Source organism: Planctomyces sp. SH-PL14, assembly GCF_001610835.1.
GTDB lineage: Bacteria > Planctomycetota > Planctomycetia > Planctomycetales > Planctomycetaceae > Planctomyces_A.
Genome location: NZ_CP011270.1, coordinates 7,710,882 through 7,732,253, shown reverse-complemented (window position 1 = coordinate 7,732,253; position 21,372 = coordinate 7,710,882). Strand labels below are relative to the sequence as shown.

Below are 21,372 nucleotides of genomic sequence, written 5' to 3'. Positions count from 1 at the left end.
GATCACTCCTCTCTCGCTCACGAACGAAAAGAGCCGCCGATCACAGGATCGGCGGCTCTTCGTGTTTTCCATTGTTCCCAGAGCTCAGTCCGTCAGGAGCTGGCGGATCATCATGATCGCGGCCGGGCCGACCAGCACCACGAAGATCCCCGGGAAGATGAACAGCACCAGCGGGAAGATCATCTTGACGGCCGTCTGCTGAGCCTTCTCTTCCGCCATCTGACGCCGCTTGACGCGCATCGAATCGGACTGGACGCGGAGGGCGCTCCCCACCGAACCCCCGAACTTTTCCGCCTGGATCAGCACCCCGACGAGCGCCTTGACGTCGTCGACGCCGGTCCGGATGCCAAAGTCATGCAGAACCTCGCGGCGGGGACGCCCCATCTGCATCTGAAGGTTGCAGAGGGAGATCTCGCCGCAGATCTCGGGCGCCCCCTCGACCAGCTCCTCCGCAACGCGGCGGAGGGCGATGTCGAGACCAAGGCCTGCTTCCACGCACACGACCAGCAGATCGAGGACGTCCGGGGTCTGCAAGAAGATCGCCTCCTGCCGGGTCTTCTTGAGGACCGTGAGGACGAGCTCCGGGAGATAGAATCCCAGCCCCGCCCCGATTCCCAGGCGAAGAAAGCCGTCGGTGTTGAGTCCGGTCGTGAAGGCCGCCACGGCCCCCCCGACCACCGCCCCGGCAAAGAGGCTGATCATCTTGATCGCCAGGAACAGGGTGGCGGCGTGGGGCGAATGGAACCCGGCGTTGGAGAGCCGGATCTTAAGCTCGTTCTGCTCCAGCTCCGTCTTGGGCTGGATCGCCTTCGACAGCGCCGGAGCCGCCATCTTGAGCATCGAGCCGACCGAGTTCTCCTGGGGATCCGCGTTCCGCTTGCGAGGGTCCTTCAGTTCGTTGAGGCGGCTCGCGGCCCGGCTCTCCCCGCCCGTGAACATGGAGAGGATCGCCCACACCCCGAAGGTGATGGCGCCGAAGATGGCGAGCGGCAGGAGGGTGGTCATGGACATCGCAGGGTCCCCCGGGGGGAAGTATCAAGTTTCAGATATCAAGTGTCAGTCGGCAGCCGCTGAGGCGAGGACTTCGGCGAGGGGGCTCTTCTCTCCCTTCCGTCTTCAGCCTTAAGCCTTCCGCCTCTCCTACACCTTGATTGCAATGATCTTCTTGATCGTCACCGCGCCCAGGACCTGCAGGAAGAGCGCCACGGCGACCATCTGCCGGCCCAGGGGATCGGTGAAGAGGAGCATCACGTAGCTCGGGTTCATCCGCCACACGGCGAAGAACAGGGCCACCGGGAGAGCCATCAGCACGATTCCGCTGATGCGGCCTTCGCCGGTGAGGGCCTGGACCTGCCCCATGATCTTGAACCGCTCGCGGATGATATGGGCGATCTTGTCGAGGATCTCCGCCAGGTCCCCCCCGGACTGCCGCTGGATGGCGACCGCCGTGGCGAAGAACTTGAAGTCCAGGTTCGGCATCCGGTTGTAGACGTTCTTGAGCGACTGCTCGAGCGGGATCCCCAGGTTCTGCTCTTCGTAAGCGGCGTTGAACTCCTTGGCGATCGGGTCCTGCATCTCGTCGACGATGAGCTTGATGGCCGACGCGAGGCTGTGTCCCGATCGCAGGGCCCGGGCGATGAGCGACATGGCATCGGGAAGCTGCGCGGCGAACTTCTTGAACCGCCGCCCCCGCTTCCAGACCACGAACCCCAGCGGCAGGACGCCGCAGCACAGAGCGATCAGCGGCGCGAACATCGGATTCACGCCGACGGCGATCGCGATCGCCGTCGGGACAAAGGCGGCTCCGAGGCAGATCAGGAAAAAGGTCTCGATCGCGATCGTCATGTCCGCCTGGGCGAACAGCATCTTCAGGTTGACGAACCGGGCGGCGAGCCCGCCGATCATCCCCTGCAGTCCCTTCACGCTCTCCTGCACGAGGGCTTCGCGCGTGACCTTGGTCTGTTCGCCGGCGGCCCCCTTCTTGCGGGCCAGGACTTCCAGGCGGTCCTCGACGGAGTTGCTCCGCAACTCGCCGATGAGCAGGATCACCGCGCCGATCACTCCCGTGACCCCGACGAAGGCGGCAATCGAGACATACATGGGATTCATGACTCTTCCCCGACAACGGCGGCCGCTTCAAAGACGGCTGCAAACGCTCCAACCGACGGAAAACTGACGACTGACAACGGAAAACTCTCTCAAGCCAATGCCCGAGGAGCGAACAGGTTCGACGGGAGCCGCACGCCGGACGCTTCCAGCCGGGACATGAACGAGGGCCGGACGCCGGTCGCCTCGAAGTGGCCGAACGCCTTTCCGTTGGCGTCGATCCCGTCCTGGACGAACTTGAAAATCTCCTGGGTCACGATCGTGTCCTGCTCCATCCCGACCACTTCGGTGATCGAGGTGATCTTGCGGGGCCCCCCCTGGAGGCGGTTGGCTTGGATGATCATGTTCACCGCGGAGGCGACCTGGTGCCGGATCGCCTTGAGAGGGAGCTCCGAGCCCCCCATCAGGATCAGCGTCTCGACGCGGGAGACGGCGTCGCGGGGATTGTTGGCGTGGACGGTGGTCATCGATCCTTCGTGACCGGTGTTCATGGCCTGGAGCATGTCCAGCGTTTCCGGTCCGCGGCATTCCCCGATGATCACGCGGTCGGGACGCATACGCAGGGCGTTCTTGACGAGGTCGGTCGCGGTGATGCGTCCCTTGCCTTCGATGTTGGCCGGCCGGGTCTCGAGCCGCAGGACGTGGTCCTGCTGGAGCTGGAGTTCCGCCGCGTCCTCGATCGTGATGACGCGGTGGTCGCTCTGGATGAAGCTCGACAGCGTATTGAGCAGCGTCGTCTTACCGGAACCGGTACCGCCGCTGACGATGATGTTGAGGCGGGCCTTGATCGAGCCTTCGAGGAGCATGACCATTTCCGGCGTGAAGGCGCCGAAGTTGAGGAGATCCTCGAGGGTCAGCGGGCGGGAACCGAACTTACGAATCGTGAGCGAGGGGCCGTCGAGAGCCAGCGGCGGGATGATGGCGTTGAGACGCGAGCCGTCGGGCAGACGGGCGTCGACCATCGGAGACGTTTCGTCGACCCGGCGGCCGACGCGGGAAACGATGCGGTCCAGGATCTGGAGCAGGTGGTCGTTGTCGCGGAAGGTCACATCGTGCTTGATGATCTTGCCGTGCTTTTCAACGAACACCTTCTTGGGTCCGTTGATCATGATGTCCGCGATCCCGTCCTCCTTCATGAGGACTTCCAGCGGACCGAAGCCGAATGTCTCGTCGAGGACTTCCTCGATGAGACGCTCCCGCTCGGAGCGGTTGAGCAGCGGGTTCTCGGTGTCGCACAGGTGCTCGACGACGAGCCGGATCTCGCGCCGCAGCGTGTCCCCCTGCAGTTCCCCCAGGCGGTTCAGGTCGAGCTTGTCGACCAGCTTGCTGTGGATCAGCCGCTTGAGGTTCTCGAAGTCTTCCTGGGACGACTCGCCGCGACCGAATCCGCTGCGGCCTCCGACGGGGAAGGGCTTCTGAGGCATGGGACGAGCGGGGGCCATGAACTTCTCCTGACGGACTCGGCAAACCCGAGGAACGATGTCATCCGGGGGGACGGAGAGGGATGGCGGCTGCTTGCCCGACGTGTCCTGCACGCCCGATGGCAAGACTCCGGACCATCCCCTGTGATGAACATAGGTCACTCCGCGCGGCGAGGCGGGAAGGATCGGGAAGAAATGTTGCAATTCCGCAGCAGGACGGACTTGCCGGATTGCCGGAAGAAGCCGGATGCGCCGCCCCCGTCGCGGTCCGCCCGGGAATCGGCGGCCCGGAGCCGAAATCCCTGAACTCCCGCGAGGCGGACCGCTTTCGAAACGCAGCCCGAAACGAAAAAACGGGCGGTGATCGAAGGGATCACGCCCGTTGGAGAATCTCGAATTGTTGCCCGGCGGCTACGCGAACTCGGGGCGCCGCTTCCGGAGCTGGTCCTTCAGACGCGACACGATGCTCGAATGCATCTGGCTCACGCGGGACTCGGAGAGGCCCAGGGTCTGGCCGATCTCCTTCATCGTCAGTTCCTCATAGTAGTAGAGGATGATGATGAGCCGCTCGTTGCGGTTGAGACCCTTGGTGACGAGCTTCATGAGATCCTTCTTCTGGATCCCGTTCGTCGGGTCTTCGCCCTTGGTGTCCTCGATGATGTCGATCTCGCGGACGTCTTTATAGCTGTCGGTCTCGTACCACTTCTTGTTGAGACTGACCAGCGCGACGGCGCTCGCCTCGGACTTCATCTTCTGGAACTCGTCCAGCGGCATCTGCATCTTGTCGGCCAGTTCCGGGTCCGTGGGCGGACGGCCGGTCGAGGCTTCGATTTCCTTGCGGGCGTGCTCCAGCTTGCTCGCCTTGCTGCGGACGAGGCGCGGCACCCAGTCCATCGTGCGGAGCTCGTCGAGCATCGCCCCGCGGATCCGGGGGACGCAGTACGTCTCGAACTTGACCCCGCGGTCGAGGTCGAAAGCGTCGATGGCGTCCATCAGTCCGAACACGCCGGCAGAGATCAGGTCATTGATATCCACTCCGTCGGGCAGCTTCTGCCAGACCCGCTCCGCGTTGAAGCGGACCAGGGGAAAGAATCGTTCAATGAGACGGTTGCGAAGGTCTTCCGTCGGATTCTGGCGGTACTCCAGCCAGACCTGATGGATGTCCGTCGTTGTGTCGGTGGCCATGCACTCCTCCATGAGTCTGTCCACTGCATCGCGCTCCACCCTGGCAACCGAGAGGTGAATCGAGACAGCAATGGCGCCGCGCTGCAGGCGAGACAGTCGAGCACATCAGTTATCGACGGGCTCACCCGCAAACTTCACACAATCGTCAATGTTTGCCAGAGGGCATCCTGCGCTCTGGAACCATGAGCCCCCTGTCGGTCGAGCGGCAGCGGCGCAGGCCGTGGCCGGGTCGAATCCGAAGGTCGGTCATGATGTCCGCTGCGGAAGGGTCCCCCTTGGCCTGTCGGCGCAACATAAGTCGCGCCGGCACGCCACGGAGTTCCTCCCGTGTGGTTCGTCAGGGCCGTCGCGGCGCGCCGCCGTTGTCTCTCCAGAGAGAGGACGGCAACGTCTGGCGACGGACAGTTGTCTTGTGATTGGCCCCATGGCCGCACCTCATCGGCGCGAGGAACCCGTCCGGCGGTTCAGCCGGTGTCTGTAGTCGTGTGACGGCGCGCCGCAGCGCGAGCCGCACGGCGACCTGTTGATTCGACGCGGTCCGTCGCCGCTCGAACATCACGAGCGCACGCGGACAACAACCCGCCCGCCGCCGAATCCAACGGCAGGCCGAGCGAGCCAAATCTCCCGGCGACCGAATCGACGCCGGAAAAGTGACAGGGGAATAGTCGGACGGGACGCCGCGGCCGGGCCTCTCCGAAGCGAGGCTCCGGCGAACGGGCGCGGATGAGCGGCGACGAAATCGGGCAGACCGGACAGAAGCAGGACGCTTCGACCGACGCCGGAACAGGGGACGGGGGGGCCGCGGTTCGGCACAACGGTCGGGGAACCGACCGCTCATGGAAGTGCGGCAAGCCGCTCTTCCGCCGGACGAAGCGGGGTGTGTTTCAGGGGTGTGATCGATCGTGCGAGACGATCGACGTGGGAGCGGATAGATATGACAGCCCCTTCCGTGTCGTCCAGATGATGGAGCGGCTCAAAAGGGTCCGCGGCGACCGGACCGCGAAACGACAACAGGCCCCGGACCTTGGAAATTCCTTAACAGAATCGCGATCTTCAGGGTTCGCCCGCGGCGGAAATCGAGGTCCGTCGATCCGGCGTCTCCTGCCGGATCGACGACACGCTCCGCAGCGAATCGGCAGGAATGTGTCGCACCGCGGATCGCACCCCCGGCGGCGACGCGACGGTTCGGAAGCGAACGATGTCCTGGCCGGGCCCGTGTCCCTTACGCACGGCAGCCGGCGTGGAGGGGCTCCCTCACATCACACCGCTGGCTTTGCAATCCCTGCGGGTTGGTGAGGGGGCATACGGCACGGTGTCCGCGCCTGGATACGTACTCCTACAGACGTCTCTCGACGGCCAGGCCTCCGGCGGGCAAAGGGGCGTTGCCCCTCTGCACTCCCCACCAGGGTCCCCCTGGACCCGGTTAGTCGCCTCTATCCCACGAGCGAGAGCGAACACCACAGGCTCGGATCGCCGTCGTAAGGAAACTCCTCGTCCAACAGCAGCGGGAACCGGCCCAGCTCCGAATCACGGAGCTCACAGAAAAAGCCCAACTTCGGCTGCGAAACCGGATCGAACCCGTTCAACGTCGACCGCGGAAACCACGCCGAAAGCCGATACCCCGTCTTCTCCACCTCGGCCGACATCAGGACATCGTCCGGATCAATGCTGGGAGCATCCGCCGCAGCCCGCGGCACGGGAACCTGCCGGACACCCGGCTCATCACCGCGAGCCCCTTCGCCCAGCGGAAACAGACCAAAGAGATGGCAAAAACGGGTCGCGCGGTGCACGTCCTGAACGTTCCGCGTGTCGATCCACAGGAACACGCCGTCCGACTCGCCCGGCCGGTCCAGGTCGCAATACGGCGCCAGCCGCTTCCCCGTCACCTCGCAAACCACCCCCAGCCCCTCGGCGTTCCAGCCCACGCTGATCCGCAACGGACTGACCGCGTTCTTCGCATCCGGAGCGGCAATCCTTGCCGATTCCGGCAGCTTCAGGAGCTTGCGGTTCGAGCCCGGAGTCGAGATCTCGGGAACGGCGAACTCCCAGCGAAAACAGAAGCCGGGAGGAAGAAGACCACTCACGCGAACGTCCTGGGAAAACTTCTGACGGAGCGTCACGACCTCCGTGGCGGCGGCTCCGTCTCCCGCCGCCGACCCTTCCGGCCGACTATTCGGCGGGAAGCTCGAACTTCTCTTCCTTGGCCGCGTCCGCGCCGAACGCCTTGCGGAAGGCCGGGGCGTTGGCTTCCACCGTTTTCTCCGGACCGACGAGACGCAGGAAGTAGTTTCCGCCCGCCTTCGACTTGAGGATCACCGCCACCATCTTGTGGCCGGGAGCCGCTTCCGTCCGCTGCTGGATCGGCGGGCCGATCGGCTTCTTGTACGTCCCCTTCAGCTCAACCAGCACGTAATCCCCCTGGTCGACTTTCCCCTGCGTCATCTTGAGCTCGCGGCCGTCCGCGTCGAACTGCGAAACCCACCGCTGGATGTTCGCGGACGTCGATCCCCCGAACGGCGGGAAGATGACGACTTCCGCACCGCTCTCATCCCCTTCCGCCGCGGGAACGGTGAACTGGGCCAGCCGGAGGTTGTTCGTCGGCGGCTTGCTCTGCCACGCCTCCGGAACGGTCAGCTTGAGTTCCCCGGCGGTCACTTCCTGGGTCTTGGCGGCCTTCTCCTCGGCCCGCACGGCCGGGGTCGGAGCCCACAGGGAGCAGGTGCAGAGCAGGGTGGCCGCAGCGACAAGCAGACGACTTCGGAAGGACATCTCAGGCGACTCCGACAAGAGAGGATTGATGCGGCGATTGTCGAACGACGGGAAGCGAATTGCAAACCTGCGGAATCCGCCGATCTCCCCGTCGCCCGCCTGCCCGCTGCCAGGATTTTTCCCAGTTCTTCCGCGTCCGCCCGACATCGACCATTTGCAGGAAGCAGCGGTTTCACACCGAGTTCCGTCAGATCCCTCCAGGACGGTCCGCGGCTCCTGATGGCTCCTTCCGAACGAACTACCGCGGTGACGGCGACTTGCGACGCCTCTTCTCGGTCCCCCGTCGATCGAGTACTGTCCCGCCCGACGCTCGACCGGTCCGAAGGCGGTGACTTTCGGGGCTGGTCCGGATGAAGCACCCCGACCAGGGAAACGCGACGGATCGGCGGATTCCTGCCGAAACAGTGCAATGGCCCCCAGCGGATCCGGGGGCAACGAACGACTCTCAGGGACGGGAACGATGGCCATCTCAAGGCGGGCATTTCTCGGGGCGGCGACGGCCGCGGTCTGCTCACTTCCCGCCCGCCCGATCTGGGCCGCGCCGACGATCGCCGAACAGATCGCGGTCGTCCCGGAAACCCACCCGTTCCTCCCCGCCATGAAGATGGCGGCCGAAGCCTATGAGGCGGTCTCCCGGATCGACGGCTATGAAGCGACGTTCATCAAGAACGAGCTCATCGGCCGGCAGATGCTGAGCAGCCAGTGCACCGTCAAGGTCCGCCACAACCCGTTCAGCGTCTACATGAAGTACGTCACCCCGCACGAAGGGCGGGAGGTGATCTACGTCGAAGGTCAGAACAACGGCAACATGCTCGCCCATGAGACCGGGTTCGCCTCGCTCATCGGGACGGTGACGGTCGCCCCGACCGATCGCCGGGCCCTGGACGAGAACCGGTATCCGATCACGTCGTTCGGAATGAAGAACATGGCCCACGGCGTCCTGGTGGCGCTGCTGGGCGACAAGACGGGCGAAGGGGGGACGGTCAACCTGTTCCCCAAGGCCAAGATCGGCGACGTCGCCTGCCGGGCGATCGAGATGTCTTACGCCAAGCCCGCACCCGGCCGCCTGTTCCAATCCTGCCGCCTGTACTTGGAAGCGACCACGTCGCTCCCGATCCGGATCCAGAACTACGCCTTCCCGCAGCGTCGGAACGAAGCCCCTCAGCTCGTCGAGGACTACTTCTTCACGGCGGTGAAGACGAACGTGGCCCTCGTGGCCCAGGACTTCGACGTCAACAACCCGCGCTACAACTACTAGCCGTCGTTGGAAAACGCGGAAGCCAAGTCGTTAAACACAAAGACACCAAGAAGGCACAAAGGTCACAAAGGATCCCGTCTCGCGCGAGTCTCCTTGGTGATCTTGGTGGAAACTTGGTGTCTTGGTGTTTAACTCTTCCGGTCTCTGCCGTCGCGCGCACGCGGCGCTGACGGGTCAGACGTCGCCCTGGTCTCCGAGGCCTTCGGGGTCCGGCGGGGTGGGGAGCGGTTCGTCTTGAAAGCCCTCTCGGGCACGGGCGTTCATCATGGCCCGGCCCCAGGTGACGTAGTGCAGGACGAAGAAGAGTCCCGCCGCCGCCATCAGCCCCACGACGCTCGCCAGGCCCGGAAAGACCATCGCCGTCAGGGCGATGAGTCCGCTGGCGATCGCGATCACGACTCCGAGCGCCAGGAACGTGCTGCCGTCCCGGTCCTGCCGGGTGATCGGCCGTTCCCGCGCGGGCAGACGGGGCTTGGCGGTCATGAGCGGCACTCCGCTTCCAGGATCCGCTTGAGCTGCTGATGCCGGTGAAAGAAGCCGTCTTCCAGGGCGCCGAGGATCTTCTTCTCGGTGACGATGAAGCCGACGATTCCGCCGGGCGGCTCGAACTCGATGCGGTCGATGACCCGGGTCGTCCCGTCACCCTGGCATTCGAAGATGTGCTCGTGCCGCCACTTCCGCATGATCCCCTTGGTCTGCTCTTCGACGATGAGCTGGGGAGGGGTGATGGAGACGATGTGGTGCTCGCACTCCTGGACCTGTCCCATCCCCATCATCTGGAAGGTGAGGCGGCTTCCGAGCTCGACGATTTCCGGGGCGTTGAGGAACCGGAGTCCCATGGAGGGGTCGCTGATCCGGACGACGTTGGCCGGGCGGAGGAGGAAGTCGAACACCCGGTCGATGGGGCAGTTCACGACGAGTTCGTCTTCAAACAGCGGCATGGATGGCAGTTCTCGGAGTGGTGCGGCGGAGGCCGGCAGGAAAGATTCCGCCACTCTATTCCGCGGGAGTGACGGGGGCCAGTCCCGCAGTCACGAGACGCATTTCTCACCGGGTCCAGGGGTACCCTGGTGGGGAGTGCAGAGGGGCCACGCCCCTTTGCCCGCCGGAGGCCTGACCGTCGAGAGATGTCTGAAGGAGCACGTGTCCAGACGCGGACACCGTGTCGTATGCCCCCTCACCAACCCGCGGGGATTTCATCGCAAGCGGTGCGGGTTGAGGGAGTCCTCAGCGCGGGGAACACAAAGCGGACACCCGTTGTGTCCCACGGTTCCTCATCGAAGTGCCTCCGGCGGCAAGGGGCCTGTGTTGTTTTTTGGCCCCTTGACCCCCAGCGGCCGTGGAACGTTGGGTTTGAGCTATCGAGTCGAGCCGGCAAGGACACGGTTTAAGCGAGGATCGGCCGGATGACCTCGCCTTCAACATCAGTCAACCGGAACCGGCGGCCGTTGTACTTGTACGTCAGCCGCTCATGGTCCATCCCCAGCAGATGCAGGATCGTGGCGTGCAGGTCGTGAATACTGACCTTGTTCTCCGCCGCCTTGTAACCCACCTCATCGGACGCCCCGTACGTCGTCCCCCCCTTCGTCCCCCCGCCAGCCAGCCAGGCGGTGAAGCAGTGCGGGTTATGATCCCGTCCCGGCTTCCCCCCTGTCTGCGCAATCGGCAGTCTGCCGAACTCACCACACCAGATGACAAGCGTGTCCTCCAGCATCCCGCGAGCCGCCAGATCGGTCAGCAGCCCGGCCACCGGCTGCTCGGTCTCCCCCGCGAACTGCGAATGGTTCCCCTCGATGTCGTTGTGCCCGTCCCACGACCTCTGATTCTCCATCCCGCCCGAGTAGATTTGGACGAACCGCACACCCCGCTCGACGAGCCGCCGCGCGGTGAGGCACTGCCGGGCAAAGTGGTCGCACCGCTCATCGCCCATCCCATAGAGCTTCTGAATGTGCTCCGGCTCGGCCGTGAGGTCCATCGCCTCGGGAGCGGCAGACTGCATCCGGTATGCCAGCTCAAAGCTCTCGATCCGCGCCGCCAGTTCGCCGTCGGCCGAACGGTCCCGTTCGTGGATCTGGTTGAGCGCCTTCACAAGGTCGAGCTGCGTCCGCTGCGACTGGTCCGTCATCTGGGACGGCCGCTGCAGGTTGTCGATCGGGTCCCCCTGGGGCTTGAGGTACGTCCCCTGGAAGACACCGGGAAGGAAACCCGCGGTCCAGTTGGCGGCGTTCCCCTTCGGAAGCCCGCGTCCCTTGGGGTCGCTCATGACGACGAAGGCGGGAAGGTTGCTGCTCTCGCTGCCGAGGCCGTAGGTGACCCACGAGCCGACGCACGGCATCCCCATCCGGGTGAAACCGCAGTTCATCATGAACAGGGCGGGGGAGTGGTTGTTCGATGTCGAGTAGCCGGAGTGGATGAACGCCATCTTGTCGACGTGTTCGCCGAGGTGCGGGAAGATCGACGAGACTTTCTTTCCGCACTCTCCCCGCGGCGTGAACTCGAAAGGGGACTTCATCAGGGCCCCGACGGCGTCCTTGAAGAAGCCGGTCGTGTTGGTGAAGGAGGAGTCGAACTCCTTGATCGTCTTTCCGTTCCACTTTTCGAGGCCGGGCTTGTAGTCCCAGGTGTCGACGTGGCTGGGTCCGCCGTTGACGAAGATCCAGATGACGCGTTTGGCGCGGGCGGGGAAGTGTGACTGCCGCGCCGCGAGGGGGTTGAGGGCGTCGACCTGGGCCGATGGGGTGGCAGCAAGGAGTTGCTCATCCTTGAGGAGGGATGCCAGTCCCAGGATGCCGGCGCCGCAGCCGGCCTGTTGGAGGAGGTCCCGGCGAGAGAGAGAGGGAAACAGTCGGTTCGGATCGGACGACATCGGGAGCGCTCCTCGGATCAGTCGTCCTTGATCATAGCGGCACCACCGGTTCGTCGCACCGGGGTCCAGGGGCTGGCCCCTGGTGGGGGGTGCAGGGGGGCGAAGCCCTCATGCCCGCCGGAGGCCCTCTCGTCGAGAGATGTCTGAAGGAGTGCGTGTCCAAGCGCGGACGCCGTGTCGTATGCCCCCTCACCAACCCGCGCGGATTGCAGAGCGAGCGGTGAGTTCTCAACGCCGGTTCCACAAAGCGGACGTCCGTTGCTGACCACGGTTCCTCATGGAAGCGCCTCCGGCGGCAAGGGGCGAGCCCCTTGACCCCGGCTGCCGTGGCACGATGGGTCTGAGCAATCAACGTCGTCCCGGCGAGGACGGTTTCGCTTCAGACGAAACTCGAAGGCGTTCCCCACCCACCCTCGAAAACAAACGTCGACAACGGGTTCCGCTCCCGCGGCGCCGTATCCCGCGCCCGAAGATCCGCCGGAACGTCCTGCGGATCAGCCAGATAGCCGATCGCCAGCCCGGTCACCGGCTGGTAGTCCTCCGGAACTCCAAACTGCAACCGGACCCGGTCCGGCAGAATCCCCGCCATCTGGTGAACGAACAAGCCGCGCGCCGTCGCCTCAAACGTCAGATACGAACTCGCCGCCCCCAGATCATGCAGCGCCACCCCGTTGGGACGCCCGTTCCGACTGAACTTGAGGTGGACGCATCCGATCGCCAGAACCGGAGCCGACTTGGCCCACGCCTGGTTCGCATCCACCAGGCACTTCAGGATCTGCTCATACCTCTCCGGCGTCTCGCGCGTCGCAACCAGATAGCGCCACGGCTGCTCGTTGTACGACGAAGGCGCCCACCGCGCCGCCTCAAAGATCGACCGCAGATCCCCGGCCGGAACCGACCGCGACGAAAAAGCACTCGGACTCCAGCGGCGAACGAGCGCCTCATGGATCGGATGATCGGGCCGGGCGCTGCGGGAGGATTCCGTCATGGCAGGACTTCAGAAGGGAACCGTGGAGGAAAATGTCGTGACCAGTTTCGCCCAGCCCCCGCACCGGAACAAGGATGTTGCGTCGAGGCAACATGCACCCTTTCGGCATCACATCGAGCGAAACCCTGGAAAACATCAGGGCTCGCGAGGCGAAGCGGGCCACGACACAGTCGTCTGTTGCCGCCGGGCAACATCGGGCCTTGGAGAGGCAGTTCAGTCCGGGGACGGACGAAACATTAGAAGCATCGCCGTAAACGCCATCGCCAGAGCAGTTTACAAATCCGCCAGCCGCTAACAGGCTCGCCGTTTTTCGGTGTCAAGAAAGATTGGCATTCACCCTGCTTTACATCTCGTACGAACACCACCCCGGTACCGAGATCACACCGGGGAACACTCAACCCCCGATTCCCGTGGAGACATCATGATTCATCTCGCTCACAAGCTGATCGCCGACGAAGCCGGTTTCGTTGTGTCCGCCGAACTCGTCCTCATCGCCACGATCGCCGTGCTCAGCATGGTCGTCGGCCTGTCCGAAGTGGCCTGGGGCATCAACGAAGAACTCGAAGACGTCGGCTCGGCCTACGGCAGCGTCAACCAGACGTTCCGCTACAGCGGCGTCTCGGGCCACAAGGGCTGCGTCAAGGGAAGCTGCTTCGAAGACGGCGAAGACTTCTGCGACGGCCAGTACGACCTCTCCTGCGACAACAGCGGCAGCCGCGGCGAGTCGGGCAAGTACCACGACTGAGCCAACGCCCCCGGATCGGGACTTTTCCCTCGCCATGCCTCGCGTTTTCACGCGAGGCATGTTCGTTTTCCGGGACTGGCTCTGCTTGAAAACGGATCTCGAAAGCGTCCTGCCAACACCAGCCCGACGCGCAAGCGAGGGAATTTCCGCGTCGTCCCTCGCTTGCGCATCGGGCTGGTGTGAGCTTCCAAACAGGGGCTAGTTTTTCGGCGACGCAGCGGGAAGGTGCTTTCCCGCAATCTCCTGAACGACACCGTGCAGGGGACCGTTCGTCGCCAGGATGTGCGTCCGCGCCATCGGGAGCGGCGCTCCGAGGCAATCGGTCACCCGCCCTCCTGCCTCCTCGACAAACAGCCGCCCCGCCGCGAAGTCCCACGGCGAAAGCAGGTACTCAAAGTACGCCCCGAACCGGCCCGTCCCCACGTAGGCCAGGTCCAGCGAGGCCGCCCCCATCCGCCGGACGCAGTGCACCCCGCGGCGGAACACCTCCCGCACCGCCTCGACGGTCCCCTCCATGAGCGGACCGCGATCGTAGTAAAAGCCGGTCGCCAGCAGCGCCTTCTCGAGTTCGGTCGCCGAGGAAACCCGGGCGGGCTCATCGTTGTACCACGCTCCGCTCCCGGCGAGCGCCGTGTACCAGTCCCCCAGGATCGGGTTGTAGACGACACCGCACACCGGCCGGCCGCTCTCGTAGTACGCGATCGAAACCGCAAACTGCGGCACGCCGTGCAGGAAGTTCGTCGTCCCATCGACCGGGTCGATGATCCACAGCCGCGGCGACTCCACCGCATCCCGGGCGCTCTCCTCCGCCAGGAACTGATCGTCCGGATACTCTTCCCGGATTCGCGCCAGGATCGCCTTTTCTGCGTCGAGGTCGGCCTGCGTCACGACGTCCGGACCATCCTTCACGTGAACGTTGAAGGTCCCGCGAAAGTACGACTTGAGGATCTCTCCCGCGACGTCGGCGGCCGCGACGGCGGTTCGGAGTTGCGGATGCGGAGGAAGGTTCTGAGGAGCCATGCCTGTTCTCTGGGGACTTCGCGACCAGCCGTAGCTTGGACGACCGGGCCGCGCGCGTCCAGAAACCCCAGGCTGCCGGGCGGCTTCCATCAACGGACACTGACGGGATCGGGCGGCCTCCCCGTCCGAAACAGGGTGGTGAAGGGGGCCATCCGGGAGCGAAGAGCAGGGTAAACCCGGCCGCGAGCGGGGGCGTGAATTCACCGTCGAGCGAAATTTCTTCCCCTGTTCACCGGAGAACTTGCGACGTCGGCAACCTGTCCGGTAGTGTCCTCACGCGTGGCCCGGGGGGGAGGGGGGAGATGATGTCGATGCGGTCGGTTGTTCTGGCGACCCTGCTGTTTTCCGTGTGGGGAACGTCCGCCACAGCGTACGACCGTCCCGGCCCCTTTCCGCATCAGTCCCGCTCCCCGGTCCTCGGACGCAAGGGGATGGTCGCGACGAGTCACCCGCTCGCTTCGCAGGTCGGTCTCGAGATGCTCCGCGCGGGGGGCACCGCCGCCGACGCGGCGATTGCCGCCAACGCCGTCCTCGGCGCCGTCGAGCCGATGAGCTGCGGAATCGGCGGCGACCTCTTCGTCCTGTACTGGGACGCCAAAACCCAGAAGCTTTACGGACTGAACGCCTCCGGGCGGAGCCCCTACTCGCTGACGCGGGAAGTCTTCGCCGAGAAGAAACTGACGCAGATTCCCGAGTCCGGCCCCCTTTCCTGGTCGGTTCCCGGCTGCGTCGACGGCTGGGAACAGCTCCGCGCCAAGTTCGGGCGGAAAGACCTCAAGGCGCTACTCGAACCGGCAATCGAAATCGCGGAGTCAGGATTCCCCGTCACCGAAGTGATCGCCGGACACTGGGCCGACGCCGCCAGTTCGCTGGCGATGTCCCCGGACGCGGCCCGGACCTACCTTCGCGAGGGGAAGGCCCCGGCGGTGGGCGAAGTCTTCTCCAACCCCGAGCTGGCCGCGAGTTACCGTCGCCTGGCGACGGAAGGGCGGGACGCCTTTTACAAGGGAGAGATCGCCCGGCAGATCTGCGAGTACAGCGCCGCCAACGGCGGATACCTGACTCCGAAGGACTTCGAGGCGCACACGAGCGAATGGATCTCGCCGGTCTCGACGAACTACCGCGGCTTCGACGTCTGGGAGCTTCCTCCCAACGGGCAGGGGATCGCCGTCCTGCAGATGCTCAACATCCTGGAAGCCTATGACCTCTCCAAGATGGGGCCCGGCTCGGCGGACTACCTGCACCTGCTGGTGGAGGCCAAGAAGCTGGCCTTTGCCGATCGGGCCCGGTTCTACGCGGACCCCGCTTTCGCCCAGGTCCCCACGGCGGAGCTGATCTCCAAGGACTACGCGGTCCGGCAGCGGAAGCGGATCGACCCGAACAAGGCGGCTCCCGAGGTTCCCCCCGGCGATCCGCTCAAGAAAGGGGACACGATCTGCCTGAGCGTGGTCGATGCCGAGGGGAACTGCTGCTCCCTGATTCAGAGCCTGTACTTTGGGTTCGGAAGCCAGATCGTTCCCGGGCAGGTCGGCTTCGCGATGCAGAATCGGGGGTGCCTCTTCGCTCTCGACGAACAGCATCCCAACAAGCTCGAGCCTCACAAGCGGCCGTTCCACACGATCATCCCGGCCATGGTGACGAAGGACGGCCTGCCGTACTTCGTGTTTGGCGTCATGGGGGGGGACATGCAGCCGCAGGGGCATGTGCAGGTGCTGGTGAACCTGATCGACTTCAAGATGAACGTGCAGGCGGCGGGGGACGCGGCCCGCGTGCTGCACCGCGGCTCCGCGTCGCCGACCGGCGAGCCGGCCGCGCCGAATGGCGGGACGGTCTATGTGGAGAGCGGGATCACCGAGGGGGTGCGGAAGGCGCTCGGGGAGCGGGGGCACACGGTGATCGTCTCTCCGGGCGGTTACGGCGGTTTCCAGGGGATCCTGATCGATCGTCCGCGGGGCGTGCTGCATGGTGGAACGGAAGCGAGAAAAGACGGCTCGGCCGCAGGCTATTAGCAAGCAATAAAGCGGCCATGCCATTCACTCACCGGGTCCAGGGTCCCCCTGGTGGGGAGTGCAGAGGGGCCTGTGTTGTTTTTTGGCCCTTTGCCCGCCGGAGGCCTGGCCGTCGAGAGATGTCTGAAGAAGTGAGTGCCCAAGCGAGGACGACGCGCCGGACGCCCCCTCACCAACCCGCGGGGATTGCAAAGCGAGCGGTGTCGGGTGAGGGAGTCCTCATAGCCGGTTCCACAAAGCGGACATCCGTTGCTTTCCACGGTTCCTCGTGGAAGTGCCTCCGGCGGCAAGGGGGCAAGACCCCCTTGACCCCGACTGCCGTGGCACGTTGGGCTTGAGCAATGGACGCTGTGCCGGCAAGGACGCGGTTCGCGCAGACGATGGACTCGCGCTCTCTGCTCGAGAACCGCGCCCCACCCACGGACCTCTCCGGCCCCCGGCTCGCCTCACCTCACCAATCCGGCCCCTGACCGGCAGAACCACTGTCCCTCGATCCCCATCGCAGCCGCAGAGCTTCCGCCCGTATCCCGCTGACGATCCATCAAAAAAGAAAGCCCTCCTGATTGCTCAGGAGGGCTTTCGGCATTCCATCAAGTCCAGCAGGACCGATCAGTTCGTGGACGGCAGGTCGACCTGCTCTCCGTCGGACCGGGCGACCAGCTTGGCCACAACGGCTCCGTCCATGTTTTCCGACAGGAACCGCACGGCTCCGTCAGCGAACACGGCCTGGATGCCGCCGGTGTGGAAGCTGAACAGCTCGTCGTTCGGACCGATGTTGTTCTGCGTCCAAGGGCAAGCCGGGATGCCGCCGGTCGGGCGGTTGTTGTTGTTGATCAGGCGGAACGTCCCGCAGCCCGGGCCCGACACGCCGCTGCCGTTATCCGGATCGGCCCAACGGTTCGGGCAACGGTTGGCCGTACCCGATCCACCGCTGTCCGCACAACCTTCCGTCACGCCGCCGTTCGCGGTCGGAGCGGTGTACTTGCTCCGCATGCCGCCGTTGGCGATCAGGTACTGCTTGCCGGCGTCTTCGCCGATCGCAATCGTGTTGCTCGTTCCGTCAGTGATCAGGCCCATGGCCGTACCACCGAGGGAGAGGCAGCCGTCACGGCGCGAGTTCCGGTTCGGAGCCGCAGCCGGGTTCGGGCGGCCAGGAGCGACGCTGGTGCTCGTCATGCCGGTCAGGTCGGTCGTCGCGACCACGATGTCCGTATAGACGGTCGGCATGTAGTCGGTCTGGCCGTAGCCGTTCGCGTCGTCGACATACACCCCGTTGCTCGGGCAGAGCAGCGCGGCGATCTTCGTCTTCGCGGCAGCACGGTTGTTCGTGGCGGCCGTCGACGTCCCGGCTGCGTTGTACTGCAGCTTCAGGTCCATCGAGTTGTAGACCGGAGCCTGGTCGAAGTACGGCAGCAGCGACGTGAACGTCGAGTGCGTATCGAACGCCGTTCCCATCGCCGGGCCGGCAGCCGGAGGCGCCGGATACGCCGGGTTCACGAGGTTCGAGGCGGCGGTGCCGGTCCAGTCCGTTCCTTCGCCACCCGACGGGAACCGCTTGTAGGCGGACTCGTAGTTGTGGAGAGCCAGTCCCAACTGCTTCAGATTGTTCTTGCAGGTGCTGCGGCGAGCCGCTTCCCGTGCCTGCTGCACGGCCGGCAGCAGAATCGCCACCAGCACTGCGATGATCGCAATGACCACCAGCAGTTCAATGAGAGTAAAACCGCGACGAGACCTTTGCATCGACTTCATCCCCAAAAAGAAGAAATGGGAAAACGACCGAATCTCCAGAACAGAGATTCAGTGTCTAGGATGAAGTTTCTTCAAAGAATGTCAAGCTGAAACGGTAAACGACCCCCGATATGTGGAGTTTCATCGCTCCGGTGACGCCTCACCGGCGAATCCCGATCCGCCCGTGAAGTTCGTCCAGTCGATAAAGCCTTCCTGAATGGCCCCGCATTCGGGTCGGGGGAAAGCCCCTCGAACCGTGACGAACACGGTTCGAGGGGAGACAACTCCGTAAGGTCAGTTCGTGGACGGCAGGTCGACCTGCTCTCCGTCGGACCGGGCGACCAGCTTGGCCACAACGGCTCCGTCCGCGTTTTCCGACAGGAACCGCACGGCCCCGTCAGCAAACACGGCCTGGATGCCGCCGGTGTGGAAGCTGAACAGTTCGCCGGTCGGACCGATGTTGTTCTGCGTCCAGGGACAAGCCGGGATACCGCCGGTCGGGCGGTTATTGTTGTTGATCAGGCGGAACGTTCCGCAACCCGGGCCGTTCACGCCGGCACCGTTGTCCGGATCGGCCCAGCGGTTCGGGCAACGGTTGGCCGTACCCGATCCACCGCTGTCCGCACAACCTTCCGTCACGCCGCCGTTCGCGGTCGGAGCCGTGTACGGGCTCCGCATGCCGCCGTTGGCGATCAGGTACTGCTTCCCGGCGTCTTCGCCGAGCGCGATCGTGTTGCTCGTTCCGTCGGTGATCAGGCCCATGGCCGTACCGCCCAGAGCGAGGCAGCCGTCACGGCGCGAGTTCCGGTTCGGAGCCGCAGCCGGGTTCGGGCGGCCAGGAGCGACGCTGGTGCTCGTCATGCCAGTCAGGTCGGTCGTCGCGACCACGATGTCCGTGTAGACGGTCGGCATGTAGTCGGTCTGGCCGTAGCCATTCGCGTCGTCGACATACACCCCGTTGCTCGGGCAGAGCAGCGCGGCGATCTTCGTCTTCGCGGCAGCACGGTTGTTCGTGGCGGCCGTCGACGTCCCGGCTGCGTTGTACTGCAGCTTCAGGTCCATCGAGTTGTAGACCGGAGCCTGGTCGAAGTACGGCAGCAGCGACGTGAATGTCGAGTGCGTATCGAACGCCGTTCCCATCTGGGTGCCCGCCATCGGCGGCATCGGATACCCGGGGTTCACGAGGTACGACGCGGCGGTCCCGGTCCAGTCCGTTCCTTCGCCACCCGACGGGAACCGCTTGTAGGCGGACTCGTAGTTGTGGAGAGCCAGTCCCAACTGCTTCAGATTGTTCTTGCAGGTGCTGCGGCGAGCCGCTTCCCGTGCCTGCTGCACGGCCGGCAGCAGAATCGCCACCAGCACTGCGATGATCGCAATGACCACCAGCAGCTCAATGAGAGTAAAACCTCGACGAGACCGTCCCATAGCGAACCTCCAGAAATGAGAAATGAACGGAACGTTAATTCAACAAGAAGAGAGCGTTAACGTAACCTGATCATTTCCTGAACGCATCCTTGAAAATCGGGACTTCTGGAGATTTTCTCTCTTTCTCTTAAGGTGATCGAACCGGCCACCGCCCCCGTCGTCGGGTGCGGTGGCCGGCGCTTAGACAGAGCCTCCGCTGCAAAAAGACTGTGTCGTTTTGAAGAACGGCTTCAGTTGGTGGACGGCAGATCGACCTGCTCCCCATCAGCCCGGGCAATGAGCCGGGCGACGACGGAGGCGTCCGTGTTCTCAGACAGGAACCGCACGGCCCCGTCAGCGAACACGGCCTGGATCCCGCCGGTGTGGAAGCTGAACATCTCGTCATTGGGGCCGCAGTCCCGCGTCGACCAGAGGCTGGCGGCGGTGTCCGGAGCGACGGCCGCCACATTCCCGCCGGTCGGCCGGTTGTGGTTGTTGATGAGCCGGCCCGGATTGAAAGTCGACCCCGGCGTGGCGGCCGAGTTGCCGCATCCCCCGGTCACTCCCATTCCGCTCGCCGGCTCGCCCCAGCGGTTCGGACAGCGGTTTCCTCCGCACGTGTCGGCGGTCACGACCCCCAGGACCGTGTTCCCGCTGTAGGGATCCGCACCAAAGCCGAAGTTGCTGCTGCTGTTGGCGACGGCCCATTCCCGGCCGGCGGACTCCGCAATCGCCACGGTATTACTCGTACCGTCGACGAGCAGCCCCATCGCCGTTCCCCCGAGAGCGAGAGCGCCTGGACGCCGGCCAAGCGCCGTCGTGGACGAACCAGGGACGGGAGGCCGGCTCTGGCCGAGCGTCGTGCTGCCGTCGGTCGTCTCGACGTCGGTAAAGACCGTGGGAGCGTAGTCGGTCTGCCCGAAACCGGCCGCATCGTCGACATAGACCCCGTTGCTGGGGCACAGGAACGCCGCGACCTTGGTCGAGGTCGCATCCTTGTTCCGGGCCCCGACGGTGCCGAGCGTGGAGTTGTAGGGGAGAGCCAGCGACATCGTGTTGTAGACCGGCGCCTGGTCGACGTAGGGAAGCAGCGAGGTCAGCGTCGAGTGCGGATCGACTCCGACGCCGTACTTGCCGGCGGTGCCGTCCCAGTTCGGCGCGTATCCGACCGAGCCGATCTTCAGGCTCGAAGCCTGCGTCGTGCTGGCGACGGCATCCATCCCTTTCCCGCCGCTCGGGAACCGCTTGTAGGCGGACTCGTAGTTGTGGAGAGCCAGCCCGATCTGCTTGAGGTTGTTCTTGCAGGTGCTGCGACGGGCCGCTTCCCGCGCCTGCTGCACGGCCGGGAGGAGAATCGCCACCAGGACGGCGATGATGGCGATGACGACCAGCAATTCGATGAGTGTGAAACCCCGTTGTCCGACTCGAGTGCGCATGCTCCTGCCTTCATAGAAAAGAATGAAAAGACGCCCGTGACCTGGCGGCTTGCCCGTATTCGCGAAGCTGGACCTGAATCGCGGCGCGGGGAGCGAGGTTCCGCGCGATTGCCTGAAATCGAGCTGAATCCGACCAGGTCGAAGCCCTTGCCACAGCGAAACTTAAGTTCTTCTTGACGTCCGCTTCATACCGCGTGAAGAGGCCTCATCCGCGACGCGTCGGGAAAGCTGTTCCGACTGTGAGCCTTGGGCAAGGGAAACGGGTCGTCGCGGCGGAAGCGGTTGCCCGGAATTTTTCTGGTATTCGCGGCGGGAGGATTCGATCATGTCGGGGACGGCCGCGCCCCCGCGGCCGATGGTTTCGATCGATCCTCCTGCCAGCCCCGTTCCCCGTTCCGACCTCCCCTGATCCCGCCGCCGTTCTTCCGCTCTCTGCC

General features: G+C 64.7%; 17 protein-coding genes. 3 read left to right on the top strand and 14 right to left on the bottom strand.

Translation table 11 applies throughout. The features are described 5' to 3' along the window. Positions 1–84: 84 nt before the first annotated feature. From VT03_RS29755 to VT03_RS29725, 6 genes are all read right to left on the bottom strand, one after another. Positions 85–1,011 (bottom strand): type II secretion system F family protein, encoded by a 927-nt coding sequence (locus tag VT03_RS29755; protein ID WP_075096364.1) that lies wholly within the window; start codon positions 1,009–1,011, stop codon positions 85–87. Between the two features lie 129 nt (positions 1,012–1,140). Next, positions 1,141–2,109: a type II secretion system F family protein gene (locus tag VT03_RS29750; protein WP_075096363.1), complete on the bottom strand. Its 969-nt coding sequence runs from the start codon at positions 2,107–2,109 to the stop codon at positions 1,141–1,143. An 89-nt stretch (positions 2,110–2,198) separates the two neighbouring features. Then, positions 2,199–3,530, bottom strand: coding sequence for a CpaF family protein (locus VT03_RS29745; protein WP_197489395.1), 1,332 nt, complete (start codon positions 3,528–3,530; stop codon positions 2,199–2,201). A 408-nt stretch (positions 3,531–3,938) separates the two neighbouring features. Then, positions 3,939–4,712, bottom strand: coding sequence for a FliA/WhiG family RNA polymerase sigma factor (locus VT03_RS29735; protein ID WP_075097373.1), 774 nt, complete (start codon positions 4,710–4,712; stop codon positions 3,939–3,941). A 1,433-nt stretch (positions 4,713–6,145) separates the two neighbouring features. Then, positions 6,146–6,796 carry a hypothetical protein gene (locus VT03_RS29730; protein ID WP_156514846.1) on the bottom strand — a complete coding sequence of 217 codons (651 nt, stop codon included), beginning with the start codon at positions 6,794–6,796 and terminating at the stop codon, positions 6,146–6,148. A gap of 85 nt (positions 6,797–6,881) precedes the next feature. Then, a complete protein-coding gene (locus VT03_RS29725; RefSeq protein WP_075096360.1) occupies positions 6,882–7,481 on the bottom strand; it encodes a hypothetical protein in 600 nt (199 codons plus the stop codon). A 460-nt stretch (positions 7,482–7,941) separates the two neighbouring features. On the opposite strand from VT03_RS29725, the gene VT03_RS29720 reads away from it, so the two are divergent. Beyond that, a complete protein-coding gene (locus VT03_RS29720; protein WP_197489121.1) occupies positions 7,942–8,739 on the top strand; it encodes a DUF1571 domain-containing protein in 798 nt (265 codons plus the stop codon). A gap of 174 nt (positions 8,740–8,913) precedes the next feature. Here VT03_RS29720 and VT03_RS29715 read toward each other — a convergent pair whose 3' ends face one another. The 4 genes from VT03_RS29715 to VT03_RS29700 all read right to left on the bottom strand — a co-directional run bounded on the left by VT03_RS29715 (position 8,914) and on the right by VT03_RS29700 (position 12,593). Continuing rightward, entirely contained in the window at positions 8,914–9,222 is a 309-nt protein-coding gene (locus VT03_RS29715; protein WP_075096358.1) for a hypothetical protein, read from the bottom strand. Continuing rightward, positions 9,219–9,680 (bottom strand): SRPBCC family protein, encoded by a 462-nt coding sequence (locus VT03_RS29710; protein WP_075096357.1) that lies wholly within the window; start codon positions 9,678–9,680, stop codon positions 9,219–9,221. Before VT03_RS29710 ends, VT03_RS29715 begins: the two co-directional genes overlap by 4 nt. A 446-nt stretch (positions 9,681–10,126) precedes the next feature. Further along, entirely contained in the window at positions 10,127–11,605 is a 1,479-nt protein-coding gene (locus tag VT03_RS29705) for a DUF1501 domain-containing protein (protein WP_075096356.1), read from the bottom strand. Positions 11,606–11,984: 379 nt separating this feature from the next. After that, entirely contained in the window at positions 11,985–12,593 is a 609-nt protein-coding gene (locus tag VT03_RS29700; protein WP_075096355.1) for a nitroreductase family protein, read from the bottom strand. A gap of 421 nt (positions 12,594–13,014) precedes the next feature. Between VT03_RS29700 and VT03_RS29695 the strand changes: the two genes are divergently transcribed. Continuing rightward, entirely contained in the window at positions 13,015–13,338 is a 324-nt protein-coding gene (locus VT03_RS29695) for a branched-chain amino acid aminotransferase (protein ID WP_075096354.1), read from the top strand. A 198-nt stretch (positions 13,339–13,536) separates the two neighbouring features. On the opposite strand, the gene VT03_RS29690 is transcribed toward VT03_RS29695, so the two are convergent. Continuing rightward, a complete protein-coding gene (locus VT03_RS29690) occupies positions 13,537–14,358 on the bottom strand; it encodes an inositol monophosphatase family protein (RefSeq protein WP_075096353.1) in 822 nt (273 codons plus the stop codon). Positions 14,359–14,669: 311 nt separating this feature from the next. Between VT03_RS29690 and ggt the strand changes: the two genes are divergently transcribed. Then, on the top strand, positions 14,670–16,367 hold the full coding sequence (gene ggt / locus VT03_RS29685) for a gamma-glutamyltransferase (protein WP_075097372.1): 1,698 nt from the start codon (positions 14,670–14,672) through the stop codon (positions 16,365–16,367). A gap of 609 nt (positions 16,368–16,976) precedes the next feature. Here the strand turns inward: ggt and VT03_RS29680 are convergent. The 3 genes from VT03_RS29680 to VT03_RS29670 all read right to left on the bottom strand — a co-directional run bounded on the left by VT03_RS29680 (position 16,977) and on the right by VT03_RS29670 (position 20,935). Next, complete coding sequence (locus tag VT03_RS29680; protein ID WP_197489120.1) at positions 16,977–18,107, bottom strand: DUF1559 domain-containing protein; 1,131 nt, start codon at positions 18,105–18,107, stop codon at positions 16,977–16,979. Positions 18,108–18,389: 282 nt separating this feature from the next. After that, positions 18,390–19,520: a DUF1559 domain-containing protein gene (locus VT03_RS29675; protein ID WP_075096351.1), complete on the bottom strand. Its 1,131-nt coding sequence runs from the start codon at positions 19,518–19,520 to the stop codon at positions 18,390–18,392. Between the two features lie 230 nt (positions 19,521–19,750). Continuing rightward, positions 19,751–20,935 carry a DUF1559 domain-containing protein gene (locus tag VT03_RS29670; RefSeq protein WP_075096350.1) on the bottom strand — a complete coding sequence of 395 codons (1,185 nt, stop codon included), beginning with the start codon at positions 20,933–20,935 and terminating at the stop codon, positions 19,751–19,753. Positions 20,936–21,372: the final 437 nt, after the last annotated feature.

What these genes read in the sequence shown, in the direction of transcription:
- VT03_RS29755 (WP_075096364.1), bottom strand. Translation starts at nt 1,011, where the DNA reads ATGTCCATGACCACCCTCCTGCCGCTCGCCATCTTCGGCGCCATCACC.
- VT03_RS29750 (WP_075096363.1), bottom strand. Translation starts at nt 2,109, where the DNA reads ATGAATCCCATGTATGTCTCGATTGCCGCCTTCGTCGGGGTCACGGGA.
- VT03_RS29745 (WP_197489395.1), bottom strand. Translation starts at nt 3,530, where the DNA reads ATGCCTCAGAAGCCCTTCCCCGTCGGAGGCCGCAGCGGATTCGGTCGC.
- VT03_RS29735 (WP_075097373.1), bottom strand. Translation starts at nt 4,712, where the DNA reads ATGGCCACCGACACAACGACGGACATCCATCAGGTCTGGCTGGAGTAC.
- VT03_RS29725 (WP_075096360.1), bottom strand. Translation starts at nt 7,481, where the DNA reads ATGTCCTTCCGAAGTCGTCTGCTTGTCGCTGCGGCCACCCTGCTCTGC.
- VT03_RS29720 (WP_197489121.1), top strand. Translation starts at nt 7,942, where the DNA reads ATGGCCATCTCAAGGCGGGCATTTCTCGGGGCGGCGACGGCCGCGGTC.
- VT03_RS29715 (WP_075096358.1), bottom strand. Translation starts at nt 9,222, where the DNA reads ATGACCGCCAAGCCCCGTCTGCCCGCGCGGGAACGGCCGATCACCCGG.
- VT03_RS29710 (WP_075096357.1), bottom strand. Translation starts at nt 9,680, where the DNA reads ATGCCGCTGTTTGAAGACGAACTCGTCGTGAACTGCCCCATCGACCGG.
- VT03_RS29705 (WP_075096356.1), bottom strand. Translation starts at nt 11,605, where the DNA reads ATGTCGTCCGATCCGAACCGACTGTTTCCCTCTCTCTCTCGCCGGGAC.
- VT03_RS29700 (WP_075096355.1), bottom strand. Translation starts at nt 12,593, where the DNA reads ATGACGGAATCCTCCCGCAGCGCCCGGCCCGATCATCCGATCCATGAG.
- VT03_RS29695 (WP_075096354.1), top strand. Translation starts at nt 13,015, where the DNA reads ATGATTCATCTCGCTCACAAGCTGATCGCCGACGAAGCCGGTTTCGTT.
- VT03_RS29690 (WP_075096353.1), bottom strand. Translation starts at nt 14,358, where the DNA reads ATGGCTCCTCAGAACCTTCCTCCGCATCCGCAACTCCGAACCGCCGTC.
- ggt (WP_075097372.1), top strand. Translation starts at nt 14,670, where the DNA reads ATGCGGTCGGTTGTTCTGGCGACCCTGCTGTTTTCCGTGTGGGGAACG.
- VT03_RS29680 (WP_197489120.1), bottom strand. Translation starts at nt 18,107, where the DNA reads ATGCAAAGGTCTCGTCGCGGTTTTACTCTCATTGAACTGCTGGTGGTC.
- VT03_RS29675 (WP_075096351.1), bottom strand. Translation starts at nt 19,520, where the DNA reads ATGGGACGGTCTCGTCGAGGTTTTACTCTCATTGAGCTGCTGGTGGTC.
- VT03_RS29670 (WP_075096350.1), bottom strand. Translation starts at nt 20,935, where the DNA reads ATGCGCACTCGAGTCGGACAACGGGGTTTCACACTCATCGAATTGCTG.